The organism is Nonomuraea sp. LPB2021202275-12-8, assembly GCF_037044575.1.
GTDB lineage: Bacteria > Actinomycetota > Actinomycetes > Streptosporangiales > Streptosporangiaceae > Nonomuraea.
The window spans coordinates 562528-577642 of record NZ_JBAHWD010000001.1; the positions used below are offsets into that span (position 1 = coordinate 562528).

Annotated in this window: 14 protein-coding genes; 3 read left to right on the plus strand and 11 right to left on the minus strand. The window is 71.3% G+C overall.

Annotated features, from left to right (window positions below; all coding sequences use genetic code 11):
* Nucleotide 1: 1 nt before the first annotated feature.
* Nucleotides 2-2635 (minus strand): pyruvate, phosphate dikinase, encoded by a 2634-nt coding sequence (gene ppdK, locus V5E28_RS02660; RefSeq protein WP_336204596.1) that lies wholly within the window; start codon nt 2633-2635, stop codon nt 2-4.
* Nucleotides 2636-2863: 228 nt separating this feature from the next.
* On the opposite strand from ppdK, the gene V5E28_RS02665 reads away from it, so the two are divergent.
* Nucleotides 2864-4195, plus strand: a complete 1332-nt coding sequence (locus tag V5E28_RS02665) for a cytochrome b (protein WP_336204598.1) — start codon at nt 2864-2866, stop codon at nt 4193-4195.
* Between the two features lie 4 nt (nt 4196-4199).
* On the opposite strand, the gene V5E28_RS02670 is transcribed toward V5E28_RS02665, so the two are convergent.
* The 7 genes from V5E28_RS02670 to V5E28_RS02700 are packed head-to-tail and all read right to left on the minus strand — an operon-like array spanning nt 4200 to nt 10101.
* Nucleotides 4200-5567 carry a HAMP domain-containing sensor histidine kinase gene (locus tag V5E28_RS02670; protein WP_336204600.1) on the minus strand — a complete coding sequence of 456 codons (1368 nt, stop codon included), beginning with the start codon at nt 5565-5567 and terminating at the stop codon, nt 4200-4202.
* Nucleotides 5564-6226, minus strand: coding sequence for a response regulator transcription factor (locus V5E28_RS02675; RefSeq protein WP_336204602.1), 663 nt, complete (start codon nt 6224-6226; stop codon nt 5564-5566). Before V5E28_RS02675 ends, V5E28_RS02670 begins: the two co-directional genes overlap by 4 nt.
* 9 nt (nt 6227-6235) lie before the next feature.
* Nucleotides 6236-7099 carry a S1C family serine protease gene (locus tag V5E28_RS02680; RefSeq protein ID WP_336204604.1) on the minus strand — a complete coding sequence of 288 codons (864 nt, stop codon included), beginning with the start codon at nt 7097-7099 and terminating at the stop codon, nt 6236-6238.
* Nucleotides 7078-8019 carry a VWA domain-containing protein gene (locus V5E28_RS02685; protein ID WP_336204606.1) on the minus strand — a complete coding sequence of 314 codons (942 nt, stop codon included), beginning with the start codon at nt 8017-8019 and terminating at the stop codon, nt 7078-7080. Before V5E28_RS02685 ends, V5E28_RS02680 begins: the two co-directional genes overlap by 22 nt.
* The gene (locus V5E28_RS02690; RefSeq protein WP_336204608.1) at nt 8016-8984 is read right to left on the minus strand and encodes a DUF58 domain-containing protein; all 969 of its coding nucleotides are present in this window, start codon (nt 8982-8984) and stop codon (nt 8016-8018) included. Before V5E28_RS02690 ends, V5E28_RS02685 begins: the two co-directional genes overlap by 4 nt.
* Nucleotides 8981-9961 (minus strand): AAA family ATPase, encoded by a 981-nt coding sequence (locus V5E28_RS02695; protein WP_336204609.1) that lies wholly within the window; start codon nt 9959-9961, stop codon nt 8981-8983. Before V5E28_RS02695 ends, V5E28_RS02690 begins: the two co-directional genes overlap by 4 nt.
* Nucleotides 9958-10101 carry a hypothetical protein gene (locus tag V5E28_RS02700; protein ID WP_336204612.1) on the minus strand — a complete coding sequence of 48 codons (144 nt, stop codon included), beginning with the start codon at nt 10099-10101 and terminating at the stop codon, nt 9958-9960. The genes V5E28_RS02695 and V5E28_RS02700 overlap by 4 nt, the downstream gene beginning before the upstream one ends.
* A 111-nt stretch (nt 10102-10212) precedes the next feature.
* On the opposite strand from V5E28_RS02700, the gene V5E28_RS02705 reads away from it, so the two are divergent.
* The gene (locus V5E28_RS02705; RefSeq protein WP_336204613.1) at nt 10213-11133 is read left to right on the plus strand and encodes a dienelactone hydrolase family protein; all 921 of its coding nucleotides are present in this window, start codon (nt 10213-10215) and stop codon (nt 11131-11133) included.
* A gap of 205 nt (nt 11134-11338) precedes the next feature.
* Here the strand turns inward: V5E28_RS02705 and V5E28_RS02710 are convergent, their stop codons facing one another.
* Complete coding sequence (locus V5E28_RS02710) at nt 11339-12724, minus strand: glycine--tRNA ligase (protein WP_336204616.1); 1386 nt, start codon at nt 12722-12724, stop codon at nt 11339-11341.
* 96 nt (nt 12725-12820) lie between these two features.
* Complete coding sequence (locus V5E28_RS02715; RefSeq protein ID WP_336204618.1) at nt 12821-13108, minus strand: antibiotic biosynthesis monooxygenase family protein; 288 nt, start codon at nt 13106-13108, stop codon at nt 12821-12823.
* A 64-nt stretch (nt 13109-13172) separates the two neighbouring features.
* Here V5E28_RS02715 and V5E28_RS02720 point away from each other — a divergent pair, with 64 nt between their 5' ends.
* Nucleotides 13173-13571: a DUF6703 family protein gene (locus tag V5E28_RS02720; protein ID WP_336204621.1), complete on the plus strand. Its 399-nt coding sequence runs from the start codon at nt 13173-13175 to the stop codon at nt 13569-13571.
* Here the strand turns inward: V5E28_RS02720 and V5E28_RS02725 are convergent.
* The gene (locus V5E28_RS02725) at nt 13568-15112 is read right to left on the minus strand and encodes an aldehyde dehydrogenase family protein (RefSeq protein ID WP_336204623.1); all 1545 of its coding nucleotides are present in this window, start codon (nt 15110-15112) and stop codon (nt 13568-13570) included. The two genes, V5E28_RS02720 and V5E28_RS02725, sit on opposite strands and share 4 nt — an antisense overlap.
* Nucleotides 15113-15115: the final 3 nt, after the last annotated feature.

Sequence of the window (15115 nt, forward strand, 5' to 3'; positions counted from 1 at the left end):
CTCAGCGGCTGTCGGAGTCGCTGTCGCTCAGCGCGGCTCGGCCCGCCTCCAGCCGGGCCACCGGGATGCGGAACGGGGAGCAGGACACGTAGTCGAGGCCGGTGTCGTGGCAGAAGTGCACCGAGTCGGGGTCGCCGCCGTGCTCGCCGCAGATGCCGATCTTGAGGTCCGGCCTGGCGCGGCGGCCTTCCTCGGTCGCCTGGGCCACCAGCCGGCCGACGCCGTCGCGGTCGAGGGTCTCGAACGGCGAGACGCCGAAGATGCCGAGCTCCAGATACCGGGAGAAGAACGCCGCCTCGACGTCGTCGCGGGAGAAGCCCCAGACCATCTGGGTGAGGTCGTTGGTGCCGAAGGAGAAGAACTCGGCGGCCTCGGCGACCTGGCCCGCGGTGAGCGCGGCGCGCGGGGTCTCGATCATGGTGCCGACGAGGGCCTCCACGCCCGCCTCCGCCAGGATCGCGACGGCCTCCTCGCGGACGGCCTCCAGCTCCTGTACGGCGGCGACGAGGGGGATCATGATCTCGGGGCGGGCCCCCGGCACCTCCTTGGCGGCCTGGGCGATGGCCCGTACCTGCATGGCGAACAGGCCGGGGATGACCAGGCCGAGCCGCACGCCGCGCAGGCCCAGCATGGGGTTCTGCTCGTGCAGCCTCTTGACGGCCACCAGCAGGGCGCGGTCCTTGTCGGTGGCCTCGCCGGTGGCGGCCTTGACCGACAGGTCCACGAGGTCGGGCAGGAACTCGTGCAGCGGGGGGTCGATGAGGCGCACCGTCACCGGCAGCTCCCCCATCGCCTGAAATATCCCGATGAAGTCGGACTTCTGGAGTGGCTCCAGGGCATCCAGCGCCGCCTGCCTCTCCTCTGCCCCGGAGGCCAGCACCAGGTCCTCGACGAGCTGCCTGCGCTCGCCCAGGAACATGTGCTCGGTCCGGCACAGCCCGATCCCCTCCGCGCCGAACCGGCGCGCCCTGGCCGCGTCCTCGGGGGCGTCGGCGTTGGCCCGCACCCCCAGCCGGCGCGCCGCGTCGGCGTGCCGCATGATCCGGTCCACGGCCTTCACCAGGTCATCGGCGGGCTCGGTGCCCTCGAAGTACTCGACCACGGACGAGTCGACGACCGGCACCTCGCCGAGGTAGACCTCGCCGCTGGTGCCGTCGATGGAGATGACGTCCCCCTCGCCGACCTCCACGCCACCGGGCGCGGTGAACCTGCGCTCGGACACCGACACCTCGAGCTCCTCGGCGCCGCACACGCAGGTCTTGCCCATGCCGCGGGCGACCACGGCGGCGTGCGACGTCTTGCCGCCGCGGCTGGTCAGGATGCCCCTGGCGGCGATCATGCCGGACAGGTCGTCCGGGTTGGTCTCGCGGCGCACCAGGATGACGTCCTCGCCCTGCTCGGCCAGCTCGATGGCCCGCTCCGAGGAGAAGACGGCCTTGCCCACGGCCGCGCCGGGCGAGGCGTTCATGCCCTTGGCGATCCGCTTCCTGCCTCCGCCTCCGTCGAAGCGCGGGAACATGAGCTGGGCGAGCTGATCGCCGGTGACCCGGGTGACGGCCTCGTCCATCGTGATGAGGCCCTGGTCGACGAGCTGGATCGCGATGCAGAACGCGGCGGCGGCGGTGCGCTTGCCGACCCTGGTCTGCAGCATCCAGAGCTTGCCGCGCTCGATGGTGAACTCGATGTCGCACAGGTCCCGGTAGTGGTTCTCGAGCGTCTCCATGATCGACATCAGCTCGTCGTAGGAGCGCTTGTCGAGGCGTTCGAGCTCCTGCAGCGGGATCGTGTTGCGGATGCCCGCGACCACGTCCTCGCCCTGGGCGTTCTGCAGGTAGTCGCCGTAGACGCCCTGCTGGCCGGTGCCGGGGTCGCGGGTGAAGGCGACGCCGGTGCCCGAGTCGTTGCCGCAGTTGCCGAAGACCATGGCCACGATGTTGACGGCGGTGCCCAGGTCGGCGGGGATGCGTTCCTGGCGGCGGTAGAGGATGGCGCGCGGGGCGTTCCAGGAGTCGAAGACGGCCATGACGGCCAGCCGCATCTGCTCGCGCGGGTCGGCGGGGAAGTCCTCGCCGGTCTGCTCGCGGACGATGCCCTTGAACGTCTCGACCAGCCCCTGCAGCTCGCCCGCGTCGAGGTCGGTGTCCTGCCGGGCGCCCTTGAGCGTGTCGAGCGCGTGCTCGAACAGCTCGCCGTCGATGCCGAGGACCGTCTTGCCGAACATCTGGATGAGCCTGCGGTAGGAGTCCCAGGCGAAGCGTTCGTTGCCGCCTGACTGCTTGGCGAGGCCGTGCACGGACTCGTCGTTGAGGCCGATGTTGAGGACGGTCTCCATCATGCCCGGCATGGAGAACTTGGCCCCGGACCGGACGCTCACGAGCAGGGGGTCGTCGGCCTGGCCGAGCCGCCTGCCCATGGCCTCCTCCAGGGCGCCCAGGTGCCCGGCGACCTCCTGCTCCAGGCCGTCGGGAACGGAACCCTCGGCCAGGTAATGGCGGCATGCCTCCGAGGTGATCGTGAACCCGGGAGGAACGGGCAGCCCGAGGTTCGTCATCTCGGCGAGGTTCGCTCCCTTGCCGCCGAGCAGGTCCTTGAGATTCCTGTTGCCCTCGGTGAAGTCGTAAACGTACTTGGCCACCACAGCTCCAATCAACGCTCCTGTTCCGGACTCTACCGGCGGAATTGATGATGAAACTGCACTCATAGGTTAAGTCACTGTTTCCCCTGGTGAACACCCTAAGACAGGTCTAATCCAATCAATATTCCGTTGCTTCACTGATTGGTTTATACCAATGGTTCAAACCAATTCTTGAGTATCCACGGCAACGCATGCAGAATCGGGTCACACCCCCTACAGGAGGCCCTGATGGCCACTCCTACCAAACCCGGGCGGCCCCGGCGCATCGTCGTGGGCTCGGCCAAGACCGCGCAAGAGGGCGTGCGCTTCTTCGACGACCGCCTGGGCCTGGCCGGCTGGACGCGCGTCAACCTGCGCAAACTCTTCCCCAGCCACTGGTCCTTCCTGCTGGGCGAACTGGCTCTCTACTCGTTCGTCCTGCTCGTCCTGACGGGCACGTTCCTGACGCTGTTCTACAAGCCCAACCCGGACGTGGCCTACGCCTCCGTCGTGGAGACCAGCCTCCACGTGCGCGGCGGGCTGCTGATGCGCCAGCTCCACCACTGGGCGGCGACCGTGTTCGTGCTGGCGATCGTGGCGCACCTCTTCAGGGTGTTCTTCACCGGCGCGTTCAGGAAGCCACGCGAGCTGACCTGGATGCTGGGCGTGATCCTGTTCGCGCTGGTGCTGTTCGAGTCGTTCCTCGGCGTCTCGCTCACCGCCGACCACCTCGCCTTCACCGGGCTGCGCGAGGCCCAGGGCCTCCTGCTGTCGATCCCGCTGGTGGGGACGTACCTGTCGTCGTTCGCCTTCGACGGCGCCTTCCCCGGGCAGGTCGTGCCGCGCCTGTTCGTCACGCACGTGCTGCTGGTGCCGGGGATCCTGCTGGCCGTGGTGCCGCTGCACGGGCTGATCCTCACCTGGCGGCAGAAGCACACCGAGCGGCGCGCGGGCGGGAGCGCCGAGTCGAAGGTGTCCGGCGGCCCGTTCTTCCCGTACTTCGCGGTCAAGAACGCCGCCACCGCCCTGTTCACGATCGGGGCCATCGCCCTGGCGGCCACGCTCGTCACGGTCAACCCGGTCTGGGAGCACGGCCCGTACCGGCCCGGAACGCCGCCGCCGTCGGCCCAGCCCTTCTGGTACTTCGGGGTGCTGGAAGGCGGCCTGCGGCTGTCACCGGGCTGGGAGCTCACGGTCTTCGGCTTCGTGCTGTCGATCGGGTTGTGGATCCCGCTGCTGGCGCTGACCGCCTTCTTCACGATCCTGCTGTTCTATCCGTTCCTGGAGCGCCGCTTCACCGGCGACGACGCCTTCCACCATCTGCTGGACCGCCCCTCGCAGGCCCCGGTCCGCACCGCGCTCGGCATCGCGGTGATCACTTTCTTCACCGTCCTCTGGGCTGCGACCTGGGTCTCCGCGATCCCCCCGGACCCGCGCGCCCCGGCCGCCCTCCTCACCGTGCCGCACGACGCCTACACCCTGTTCCTGTACGGCCTGCGCGTGGCGGTCTTCGTGCTGCCGCCCCTCGCCTACGCCGTCACCCTGGCCGTCTGCCGCCGCCGGCAGAACGCGCTGGGGTGAGGGCTCAGGTGAGGGGGTTGTAGTCGGGGACAGGGCCGGGAGCGGCGTCGCGGGACGGGAGCCAGAGGACGAACGTGGCGCCCTGGCCGATCTGCGAGAAGACCGCCACCCTGCCGCCGTGCGACTCCACGATCTGGCGGACGATCGCCAGGCCGAGGCCGGTGTGCCGGTCGCGGCGGCTGGCCTCCCCACGCCAGAACCGGTCGAACACCCGCGCCTGGTCCGCCGTCGCGAGCCCGGGTCCGTCGTCGCGCACGGCCACCCACAACCACCCGCCCGCCCTGCCGGCGCCCGGCGGCCCCGCCTTCGCCATGCCGGCCTCCGCCTGGCCCGTCCTGCCGGCGTCCACGCCGGCCCTCCCCGCTTCCAGACCCTCGGCCTCCGCGCGCGCCCTGGCGCCGGCGCGGCTCGACGGGCGCAGCTTGCTCATCCGCGACGGGCCGCTCAGGATCTCCGCCGCTCCCCCGTCCAGCCCCGACCTGCCGGAGGCGACCCCGACCCGCCCGCCCGGCGGCGACAGGCGGACGGCGTTGGAGAGCAGGTTGGCCACCGCCCGCCGCAGGGCGTCCTGGTCACCGGTCGTCTCCAGGCCGGGGGTCAGGTCGCGGGTCACCACGAGGCTGCGGGCGGTGGCGAGCGCCGCGTACTCCTCGCATGCCTCCCCCGCCACCCGCGACAGGTCGAGGTCGGCGTCGGCGAACGCGGTGCCCTGGCGTCTGGCGCTGGCCAGCAGGTCCTCCACCAGCCGGGTCATCCGGGTCGTCGCCCGGTCCACGATGGCGACCGCCCTGGTCCGCTCCTCGTCGCTGGCCTCGGGCGACAGCAGCACGGCGTCCACGTTCGCCCGGATGATGGTCAGCGGGCTGCGCAACTCGTGCGAGGCGTCGTCGATGAGCTGGCGCTGCGCCCGGAACGCCGCCTCCAGCCGCTCCAGCATCGTGTCGATGGTGTCGGCCAGGTCCTTGAGCTCGTCTCGCGGCCCGTTCAGGGTGATGCGCCGCGACAGGTCCGTGGCCTGGATCTCCTCGGTGGTACGGGTGATCGACCGGACCGGCCGCAGCACCCGGCCGGACAGGATCCAGCCGATGCCGAGGCTGGCCAGGAAGAGGGCGCCCAGCGTGAGGAGGGAGTAGGCGCGCAGGGTGTCGAGGGTCCCGAGCTTGATCGCGTTCTCGACCTCCTCCATCAGCACCACCTCCCGCTTGCCGATGTACTGGCCGTCCCGGTAGGCCTTGGCCATCTCGGTGGCGTACGAGCGCTGCTCGGTGGAGCGGGAGACGGCGTAGTAGATGCCGCCGAGCACCAGTGCCGCGAGCAGGAAGAGCAGGCCTGAATAGAGCACGGTGAGCCGGAACCGGATGGTGTGGATCATGCTGGCTCCCTGAGCCGGTAGCCGCGGCTGATCACCGTCTCGATCAGGCCGTCCTCCTGCAGCTTGCGGCGCAGGTTCCCGACGGTCACGCGCACGGTGTTGGTGAACGGGTCGGCGTGCTCGTCCCACACGTGTTCGAGCAGCTCCTCGCTGGAGACGACGTGCCCGGGCCTGGTCATCAGGTAGTGCAGCACGCCGTACTCCTTGGGCGTGAGCGCTAGGGCCCTGCCGCCCAGCGACACCTCCATCCTCGCGGTGTCGATCCGCAGCGCTCCCACTTCGAGCACGGAGGTGCCGCCGGTGTCCCGGCGGAGCAGCGCCCTGACCCTGGCCAGCAGTTCGGGGAAGGCGAACGGTTTGACCAGGTAGTCGTCGGCGCCCTCGTCCAGCCCGCGCACGCGGTCGTCGAGCCGGTCACGGGCGGTGACCATGATGATGCGCACGCCGTTGCCCGCGGCCCTGGCCGTCCGGCACAGCTGGAAGCCGTCGCCACCGGGCAGGTTGAGGTCGAGCAGGATCAGGTCGTAGGTGTTGACCTGGAGCTTCTCTTGCGCGGCCGGGGCGTCGTAGGCGATGTCCACGGCGTATCCGGCCCGGATCAGGCCGACGCGCAGCGCGTCGACCAGATCCTCCTCGTCCTCGACCACCAGCAATCGCATACTCGGACCCTAGTTTCGGATGATTCGCTCTGCGATGGGGGCGGCGCGGTCGATGGGGATGGCGAAGCCGATGCCGATGTTGCCGCCGCCCCGCCCGGCTGCGATCGCGGTGTTCACCCCGACGACCTCGCCGCGCGCGTTGACGAGCGGGCCGCCCGAGTTGCCGGGGTTGATCGAGGCGTCGGTCTGCACGGCCGTGCGGGCGGAGCCGCCGAGCCGCACCTCGCGGTCCAGCGCGCTGACGATGCCGGCGGTGACCGTCCCCGACAGGCCCAGCGGCGAGCCGATCGCGAGCACCTGGTCACCGACCGACAGGTCCGCTGACCTGCCGAGCGAGGCGGCCGGCAGGCCGACCACCTCCTCGGTCTCCAGCACGGCGAGGTCCTCGGCGAAGTCGGTGCCGAGCACCTGGGCCGGGAGCCTGCGCCCGTCGTTCAGCACCACGGTCACCCGGCTCTCCCCTCGGACCACGTGCGCGTTGGTGAGGATGTGGCCGCGGCCGTCCACCACGAAGCCGGACCCGCCGCCGCGCCCCGCCTCGATGGAGACGACGCTGGGCAGCACCCGGGCCGCGGTGGCGCTCATGCCCGTCACGCCGCCCGCCGGGACCGGCGCCGCCCGGGGCAGCGCGGTGGCGGGGGCCGGCTCGCTCCCCCGGAAGATCGCGGCCCCCGCCAGCCCTGCCGCGCCGCCGGTGAGCGCCGCGACGAGCACGGCGGTCACCAGCAGCCGGCCGCCCCTGGGTGACGCGGCGGGCGTGCCCCCGGCCGCGGCGTGCCGCGGGACCGGCTCGGCCGGGGCGCTGAGGGGTATCGTGCGGAAGTCGGGCCCGCTCGGCCTGCCGAGCCCGTTCACGGCAGCCTCGCGAACCACAGCATCGAGGTCACCGCCGCGAGCAGCGCCGAGAGCAGCGCCGCCGCGACGAACCACTGCCAGATCTCCTGCCGCTCGGTCCGGTAGCCGACCGAGGTGCCGATGTCCTCGTAGACCGCCTGGAGCTCGTCACCGCTGGCCGCCTCGTAGAAGCCGCCCCCCGCGGCCTCGGCCAGGCTCTGCAACGCCGGGCCGTCGACCGGCACGGGCACCTGTCTGCCCTGGAGTTCGATGACGCCGTCCTGGGTGCCGTAGGCGATGGTGGTGACGGGCACGCCGCGCGAGGCCGCTTCCCGCGCGGCCTCCGAGACCGTGCGGCCGGTCGTGTTGGAGCCGTCCGACAGCAGCACGATGTGCGCGGGCGGCGCCTCCTCCTCGGTGTCGAGCGCGGCGATCGCCTCCAGCGAGGAGTAGACCGCCTCGCCGATGGCGGTGCCGGACGAGGTGGACAGACGGTCGAGCGCGCTCAGCACCGTCTGCCGGTCGGTGCCGGGCGGGACCGCCACCGCCGCCTGCGAGGAGAACGCCACCAGCCCCAGGTTGAACCGGGGAGGCAGGCCGCGGACGAACTGCGTGGCCGCCTGCCTGGCCGCCGTGAACCGGTCCGGTGCGACGTCCGTGGCGCTCATGGAGGCCGACACGTCGAACGCCACCATGATCGTCGCCCGCTCCCTGGGCACCTGGACCTCCGCCGTCGGCCTGGCGAAGCCCACGACCAGCAGCACGAACATGCCCAGCAGCGCCGCGGCCGAGACGTGCCTGCGCCACCCGGGCCCGCGCGGGGCGACCTTGTCGAGCAGGTCCAGGTTGGTGAACCGGACGGCGTACGCGCTGCGCCGCCGCGACACGAGCACGTAGGCGACGGCGAGCAGCGCGACCGGGACGAGCAGCAGCAGCCAGACCGGTGAGAGCAGCGTCATGCCGCGCCACCACCTTCGGGCTCGGGCCCTGCCGGCTCGGGGCCCGTCGCGGGCCTGGCCGGAACGGCCAGGCGGGCGAGCCGCCGCTGCCGCAGCACGTGCTGCACCAGCTCGCGGACCCAGTCGCCGTCCGTGCGCAGCCGCAGGTGGGACGCACCGGCCCGGCGCAGCCCGTCCTGGATGGCGCCGCGCTGCTCGGCCGCCGCCTCGGCGTACCTGAGCCGCAGCCGCGCGCTGGCCGTGGAGACCTCGCGCCGCCTGCCCGTCTCCGGGTCGATCAGCGTCAGGATCCCCACGTCGGGCAGGGTCAGCTCGCGCGGGTCCACCACCTCCACCGCCAGCACCTGGTGCCGGGCGGTGAGCCTGCGCAGCTCCGACTCCCACGTCCGCGGGTCGTCGAGGAAGTCCGACACCACGACGACCAGCCCTCGCCGCCTGACCACCCGGCCGAGCTGGGCCGTCGCGACGCCGAGCAGTGGCCCCGCGGTGCCCGGCGGGGTGCGCTGCAGCCCGAAAACGGCCTGCAGCAGCGCCATCAGGTGGGGCCGGCCCGTCCTGGCGGGCAGCACCCTGACGCCGCCGCCGTGGAGCAGATGGGCGCCGATCCGGTTGCCGGTGCGCTGGGTGAGGAAACCGATCGCCGCCACCGCGGCCAGCGCCAGCTCCCGCTTCTCCATCGCCGCGGTGCCGAAGTCCATGCTGGCCGTACCGTCGAGCAGCGTCCAGATCTCCAGCTCGCGGTCGGCGACCAGCTCACGCACGTGCGGCTCGGCGGTGCGGGCGGTCACGTTCCAGTCCATCCGCCGCACGTCGTCTCCCGGCTGGTACGGCCTGGCCTCGGCGGGCTCGCTGCCCGGGCCGGGGAACAGGCCGAGGTGCTCGCCCTGGAGCAGCCCGTCCAGCCTCCTGGTGATCGTCAGCTCCAGCCGGCGCAGCGCGGGCTCGGCCGTCAGGTAGGAGATCATGCCGCGGTTTCCTGCTGCGGGGCGATGACCGGCAGCGGCACCGTGGCCAGGACCTGGTCCACGATCTGTCTCGGCGAGACGTTGTCGGCGAGCGCGTCGAAGGACAGCACCAGCCGGTGCGCCATCACGTCGGGCGCCAGGTCGCGGATGTCGTCGGGCAGCACGTAGTCGCGGCCCCGCATCAGGGCCAGCGCCCGGCCCGCCGCCAGCAGGCCCAGCGTGGCCCGCGGGCTCGCGCCGAAGGCGAGCAGCCGGCCCAGGCCTGGCAGCCCGTAGCGCTCGGGGGCGCGGGTGGCGTAGACGATGCGGACGGTGTATTCGGCGACGGCGTGGTGCACGAACACCTCGTCCGCGCGGCGCTGCAGCGCGACCACCTGCTCGGGGCTCAGGACGGGCTGCGGCTTCGGCGGGTCGACGCTCATCCTGTAGGCGATCGCCAGTTCCTCCGATTCGCTGGGATAGTCCACGTCCACCTTGAGCAGGAACCTGTCGCGCTGGGCCTCAGGCAGGTGGTAGACGCCTTCGGACTCGATCGGGTTCTGGGTGGCCAGCACCAGGAACGGCGTCGGCACCTGGTGGGTGACGCCGCCGATGCTGACCTGCCGCTCGGCCATGATCTCCAGCAGCGCCGACTGCACCTTGGCGGGCGCTCTGTTGATCTCGTCGGCGAGCAGCAGGTTGACCATGACCGGGCCCAGCTCGATGTCGAAGGTCTCGGTCGACGGGCGGTAGATCCTGGTGCCGACGATGTCGGACGGCACCAGGTCGGGCGTGAACTGGATGCGCGCGAACGTGCCGCCCACCACCTTGGCCATGGTCTCGGCGGCCAGCGTCTTGGCGATGCCGGGCACCCCTTCGAGCAGGCAGTGCCCCCGTGCCAGGACCGCCACCAGCAGCCGCTCGACCATCTGGTCCTGCCCGACGATCACCCGCTTGACCTCGAACAGCGCCCGCTCCAGCAGTGCGGCATCGGTCATGGCCTGACCTCGGGGCAGTCGTCGACGACCACTCTGAGCTCCAGGGCGGACGGCTCCGGGTCGGCGAAGGCGGCGCTGCCCGTCATGAGCAGCGCTCCACCGGCCACCAGTACGGCCGCGAAGCGTGTTATGCGTGCCATGGGTCCCCTGTCCTCTCCTAGGTACAAGGGCATGCCATCAAGAGCACGCGAAAACGTACGTAACCCCGGCCTTTATACGGTCTTTCGGTGGAGGGGGGTACACCTCCACGCATGACGCCCTTCCAGCGCTATCTCGCAGAAGAGGTGGCCACCGACCACGTGGACGGACTGATCCCGCGGCGCGAGGCGCTGCGGCGCCTGGGCCTGCTCGGGCTCGCACTGCCCGCCGCCACCGCCCTGCTCGCCGCCTGCGGCGCGCCCCAGGAAGCGGCACCGGCCGGCCCCACCGGCCCGGCGACCTCCGGGTCCGCGACCCCCACGGCACAGCCCAGCCCCGCCGGCCCGTCGCCGCTGCCGACCGAGGCCGTCACCTTCGCCGGCCCCGAGGGGGCGACGCTGCAGGGCGCGTGGGCGGCCGCCGCGGAGCCGAAGGGAGCCGTCCTGGTCATCCACGAGAACCGCGGCCTCACCGACCACATCCGCTCGGTCGCCGGCCGTCTCGCCGCCAGCGGCTACTCCGCGCTCGCGCTCGACCTGCTGTCACGCGAGGGCGGCACCGCCTCCTTCAGCGACACGGCCGAAGTGACCGCCAAGCTCGGCGAGATCGAGCCCGCCCGCTTCGTCGCCGACATGAAGGCGGCACTGGGCGAGCTGGCGAACCGGGCGGAGGGGGCCAAACTCGGCATGATCGGCTTCTGCTTCGGGGGCGGGATGACCTGGCTCATGCTGTCGTCAGCCGAGCCGCGCCTGGCGGCCGCAGCGCCCTTCTACGGTCCGCTGCCGGACAACGCCGACATGGCTGGCAGCAAGGCCGCCGTCCTCGGCGTCTACGCCGAGCAGGACGACCGCGTCAACGCCACCCGCGACGCCGCCGAGGCTGCCCTGGAGAAGGCCGGGCTCACCCACGAGCTCGTCACCTTCCCCGGCGCCGGGCACGCCTTCTTCAACGACACCGGCCAGCGCTACAACCCTCAGGCGGCGTCGCAGGCGTACGAGCGGGTGCTGGCGTGGTTCGGCCGCCACCTGGCCTGAGAAGGGGCCCTGAGAAGGGGGTGAGCCTGAACCCGCCGCGGTTTTGTGTCACACCGCGCGGACGGACACGTGCACGCGGACAGACGCGGACACAGAACGTCGCAGGCCGCCCGCGGATGGACGGCGGGCGGCCTGTGAAGGCGGCGGAACCGGACAGCGGGCCGGCGAAGGATGATCGGCTCGGCGGCCCGGGGTTCAGCCGGATCTAGTCGTTCAGGTGCTGGCGCAGGTAGGAGCCGACCTGGTCGAGGGAGATGCGCTGCTGGCTCATCGTGTCGCGCTCGCGCACCGTGACGGCCTGGTCCTCGAGGGTGTCGAAGTCGACCGTGATGCAGAACGGCGTGCCGATCTCGTCCTGGCGGCGGTAACGGCGGCCGATGGCGCCGGCGTCGTCGAACTCGACGTTCCAGCGCCTGCGCAGCTGCGCGGCGAGGTCGCGGGCCTTGGGCGACAGGTCGGCGTTGCGCGACAGCGGCAGCACCGCGGCCTTGACCGGGGCGAGCCGGTGGTCGAGGCGCATGACGGTGCGCTTCTCCATGACGCCCTTGGCGTTGGGCGCCTCGTCCTCGGTGTAGGCGTCGAGCAGGAAGGTGAGCGTCGCCCGGTCGACACCGGCGGCGGGCTCGATGACGTAGGGGACGTAACGCTCGCCGGTGTCCTGCTCGAAGAAGCTGAGGTCGACGCCCGACGCCTTGGAGTGGGCAGTCAGGTCGAAGTCGGTGCGGTTGGCGATGCCTTCGAGCTCACCCCACTCGGAGCCGGTGAAGTTGAAGCGGTATTCGACGTCGACCGTCCGCTTGGAGTAGTGGGACAGCTTCTCCTGGGGGTGTTCGTACAGGCGGAGGTTGTCCTTGTTGATGCCCAGATCGGAGTACCAGCGGAAGCGCTCGTCGATCCAATACTGGTGCCACTCCTCGTCGGTGCCGGGCTTGACGAAGAACTCCATCTCCATCTGCTCGAACTCGCGGGTGCGGAAGATGAAGTTGCCGGGCGTGATCTCGTTGCGGAACGACTTGCCGACCTGGCCGATGCCGAACGGGATCTTCTTGCGCGCCGACTGCTGCACGTTGAGGTAGTTGATGAAGATGCCCTGCGCCGTCTCGGGGCGCAGGTAGGCGAGGCCGGACTCGTCCTCGACCGGGCCGAGGTAGGTCTTGAGCAGGCCGCTGAACTGCCTGGGCTCGGTGAAGGAGCCCTTGTTGCCGCAGTTGGGGCAGGTGACGTCGGCCAGGCCCTGCTCGGGCGCCCTGCCGTTCTTCTCCTCGTAGGCCTCGAGGAGGTGGTCGGCACGGTAGCGCTTGTGGCAGGACTGGCACTCGGTCAGCGGGTCGGAGAAGGTCTCGACGTGGCCGCTGGCCTGCCACACCTCGGGGGCCAGGATGACGCAGGAGTCGAGGCCCACCACGTCCTCGCGGGCCTGGATCATGGACAGCCACCACTGCCGCTTGACGTTGTTCTTCAGCTCGACGCCCAGCGGACCGTAGTCCCACGACGCGCGCAGTCCGCCGTAGATCTCGCTCGACGGGTACACGAGCCCGCGGCGCTTGGCGAGGCTGACGATGGTGTCCATGACGTCTGTGCGTCGTGCCATGTTGGTTGGATCTCTTTCCGGCTGGAGGTCGGCGAGGAAGGTTCGGTGAAGCTCCCAGCTTAGGGGACGTTCGCGCGCCCCCGCGCGCGAGTATCGCTACGACCCGTCTTGCAGGTAAACGTCCTCGAAGGCGCTGGGTTCGTTCACCATGAGGATCATCAGGGGATACATCGCCATCCGGGCGGCGGACAGCGCCCGGCGGTAGAACCCGGCGCCCTCCCACTCGCTGACGAGCGCCCAGAGGTTGGGCTCGTCGACCGACCTGGCGAGCCTGCCGCGCAGGTAGCCGGGTTGGGCGGCGAGGGTGTCGAGGATGGCGTGGCCCTGCTTGGCGAAGTCTTGGGACTGGGACTCTGGAACGGTGTAACGGATCACGGCGAGCACGCACATCAGGATGTCAGACGGATCCGCACCGACGGAGCGATTCTTACGGCGCTAGGCTCGGCCCGTGGCCACCAACAACGACCGCCGCAAGCATCCACTCGCCCAGCCGCGACCGGCCAAGGGCGCCAAGCCCAAGCGCCCTCTGCCGCCCGGCGAGCAGTTCTTCACGCCCGGGGCGACGGGCCTGCGCAAGGCCGTGGAGCAGCGCAGCGCCACGCCGCTGGCGTTCCTGTTCACGCAGGTGCCCCGGTGGGTGGCGCCCGCGTTGATGGTGATCCTGCTGCTGACCGGGTTCGTGGTCACCAGCTGGCCCGGCGGCGTGGCGGTGCTGCCGGTGCTGGCGTTCATCGTCTGGCTGGCCTATTTGTCGTGGCCGTCGCTCAAGGTCGGCGGCAAGCTGTTGCGGGTCGCCATGGCGACCTTCCTGGTGCTGGTCGTGGCGACCCGGTTCGGGATGTTCTAGCCGAGCGGGTTCTGGGGCAGCAGCGTGTAGTGCGGGAAGTTGCCGGGCAGGCGCTCGCCGTCGCCACCCTGGGTGGCCGCCCGCACCAGCAGTTCGCCGCCGACGAACGCGCCGCGCCAGGAGGCGCCGAGCCCGCCGAACAGCTCCTCGCGGTCACCCCGGGAGCGGGGTCTGTTGTGCCCCACCTTGAAGGCCCGCACGTCTGGGGCGAGCCGGCCGAAGGTCTCCTCCTCGTCGCAGGACAGGGTGGCCACCAGGGCGCCGTTGCTGGCGTTCATCGCGGCCAGCAGCTCCGCCTCGGTGTCCACGAGCACGATCGTGTCGACGGGCCCGAACGGTTCGGCGTGGAACAGGGGTGAGGAGCGGGGCGGGTTGAGCAACGCCACCGGCGCAACGTACGCCGAAATATCCTGACCGGGCAGGAAATGTCCGTCATCCAGCGACGCCCGGTGGATCGGCACCCCGCCCCGCGCCACGGCCTCGTCCACCTGGTCGGCCAGCTCCTTGGCCTTCGAGGCGTTGATCAGCGGCCCGAAGTCCAGCTCGGGCAGCGGATCGTCCGGCTCGGCGACCGCGAGCGGATGCCCGAAGCGCAGCGACCCGACCGCCGACAGATAGGCGCCGAGGAACTCGTGGAACAGCGACCGCTGCACCACGAACCGCGGGTAGGCGGTGCAGCGCTGCTTGCCGTAGTCGAAGGAGCTCCGGATCTGACCGCTGAGCGTCTCCCAGCCGGAGTACTCCCACACGCCCCAGGCATTGAGCCCCTCCTGCTCGAGCACGTGCCTGCGCTCCAGGTCGGCCAGCGAGGTCGCGACGTTCGCCCCGGCGTCCCTGCCGCCCACGAACGACACGCAGCCCAGCGACCGCCCCGCCACCAGCACCGGCGACAGTTCCGCCCCTCCCCCGCTGACCAGGGTGAAAGGCAGTCCCTCCCGCACGGCCAGCGCGCAGGCGAGGGTGAGGCAGGCCAGCCCGCCGTCGGTGGGTGTCTTGGCGATGACCGCGTTGCCGGCCAGCGCCTGCACGAGCATGGCGTGCATGAGGACGCTCATCGGATAGTTCCAGCTCGCGATGTTGCTGACCGGCCCCGGCAGGGGCGTGCGCCCGGCGACCATGCGGTCGATCTCGGCGAGATACCAGCGCACGCCGTCCAGGCAGCGGTCGACGTCGGCACGGGCCGTCTTCCACGGCTTGCCGATCTCCCAGACGAGCAGCAGGGCCAGCAGGTCGCGGTGCTCGGCCATGGACTCCACGGCCGCCGCGACCCTCGCCTTGCGCTCGGCCAGGGGCAGGTGCCGCCACTGCCGGTGCTCCTCGACCGCGCCCGCCACGGCCCGCCCCGCTCCTGCCCGGTCCAGCCGGGGCGGGCCGGCGATGGCGGTGCCGTCCAGCGGCGAGAAGACGGGGGCCGGCCGCCCGTCACGCTGCCAGAACCCGCCCCAGTGATTGAGCACCCGGTCGTCGTGGAAGGCCTCCGGCGCCGCTGAGCGGCATCCCGCGTAGGCGTCCTGCCAGGCTGTGCCCGGTTTGAGTTGCATGGG

Bases quoted from the DNA above. Each gene is read 5' to 3' on its own strand.
- V5E28_RS02665 (WP_336204598.1), top strand. From the start codon at position 2,864: ATGGCCACTCCTACCAAACCCGGGCGGCCCCGGCGCATCGTCGTGGGC.
- V5E28_RS02670 (WP_336204600.1), bottom strand. From the start codon at position 5,567: ATGATCCACACCATCCGGTTCCGGCTCACCGTGCTCTATTCAGGCCTG.
- V5E28_RS02675 (WP_336204602.1), bottom strand. From the start codon at position 6,226: ATGCGATTGCTGGTGGTCGAGGACGAGGAGGATCTGGTCGACGCGCTG.
- V5E28_RS02685 (WP_336204606.1), bottom strand. From the start codon at position 8,019: ATGACGCTGCTCTCACCGGTCTGGCTGCTGCTGCTCGTCCCGGTCGCG.
- V5E28_RS02690 (WP_336204608.1), bottom strand. From the start codon at position 8,984: ATGATCTCCTACCTGACGGCCGAGCCCGCGCTGCGCCGGCTGGAGCTG.
- V5E28_RS02695 (WP_336204609.1), bottom strand. From the start codon at position 9,961: ATGACCGATGCCGCACTGCTGGAGCGGGCGCTGTTCGAGGTCAAGCGG.
- V5E28_RS02700 (WP_336204612.1), bottom strand. From the start codon at position 10,101: ATGGCACGCATAACACGCTTCGCGGCCGTACTGGTGGCCGGTGGAGCG.
- V5E28_RS02705 (WP_336204613.1), top strand. From the start codon at position 10,213: ATGACGCCCTTCCAGCGCTATCTCGCAGAAGAGGTGGCCACCGACCAC.
- V5E28_RS02710 (WP_336204616.1), bottom strand. From the start codon at position 12,724: ATGGCACGACGCACAGACGTCATGGACACCATCGTCAGCCTCGCCAAG.
- V5E28_RS02725 (WP_336204623.1), bottom strand. From the start codon at position 15,112: ATGCAACTCAAACCGGGCACAGCCTGGCAGGACGCCTACGCGGGATGC.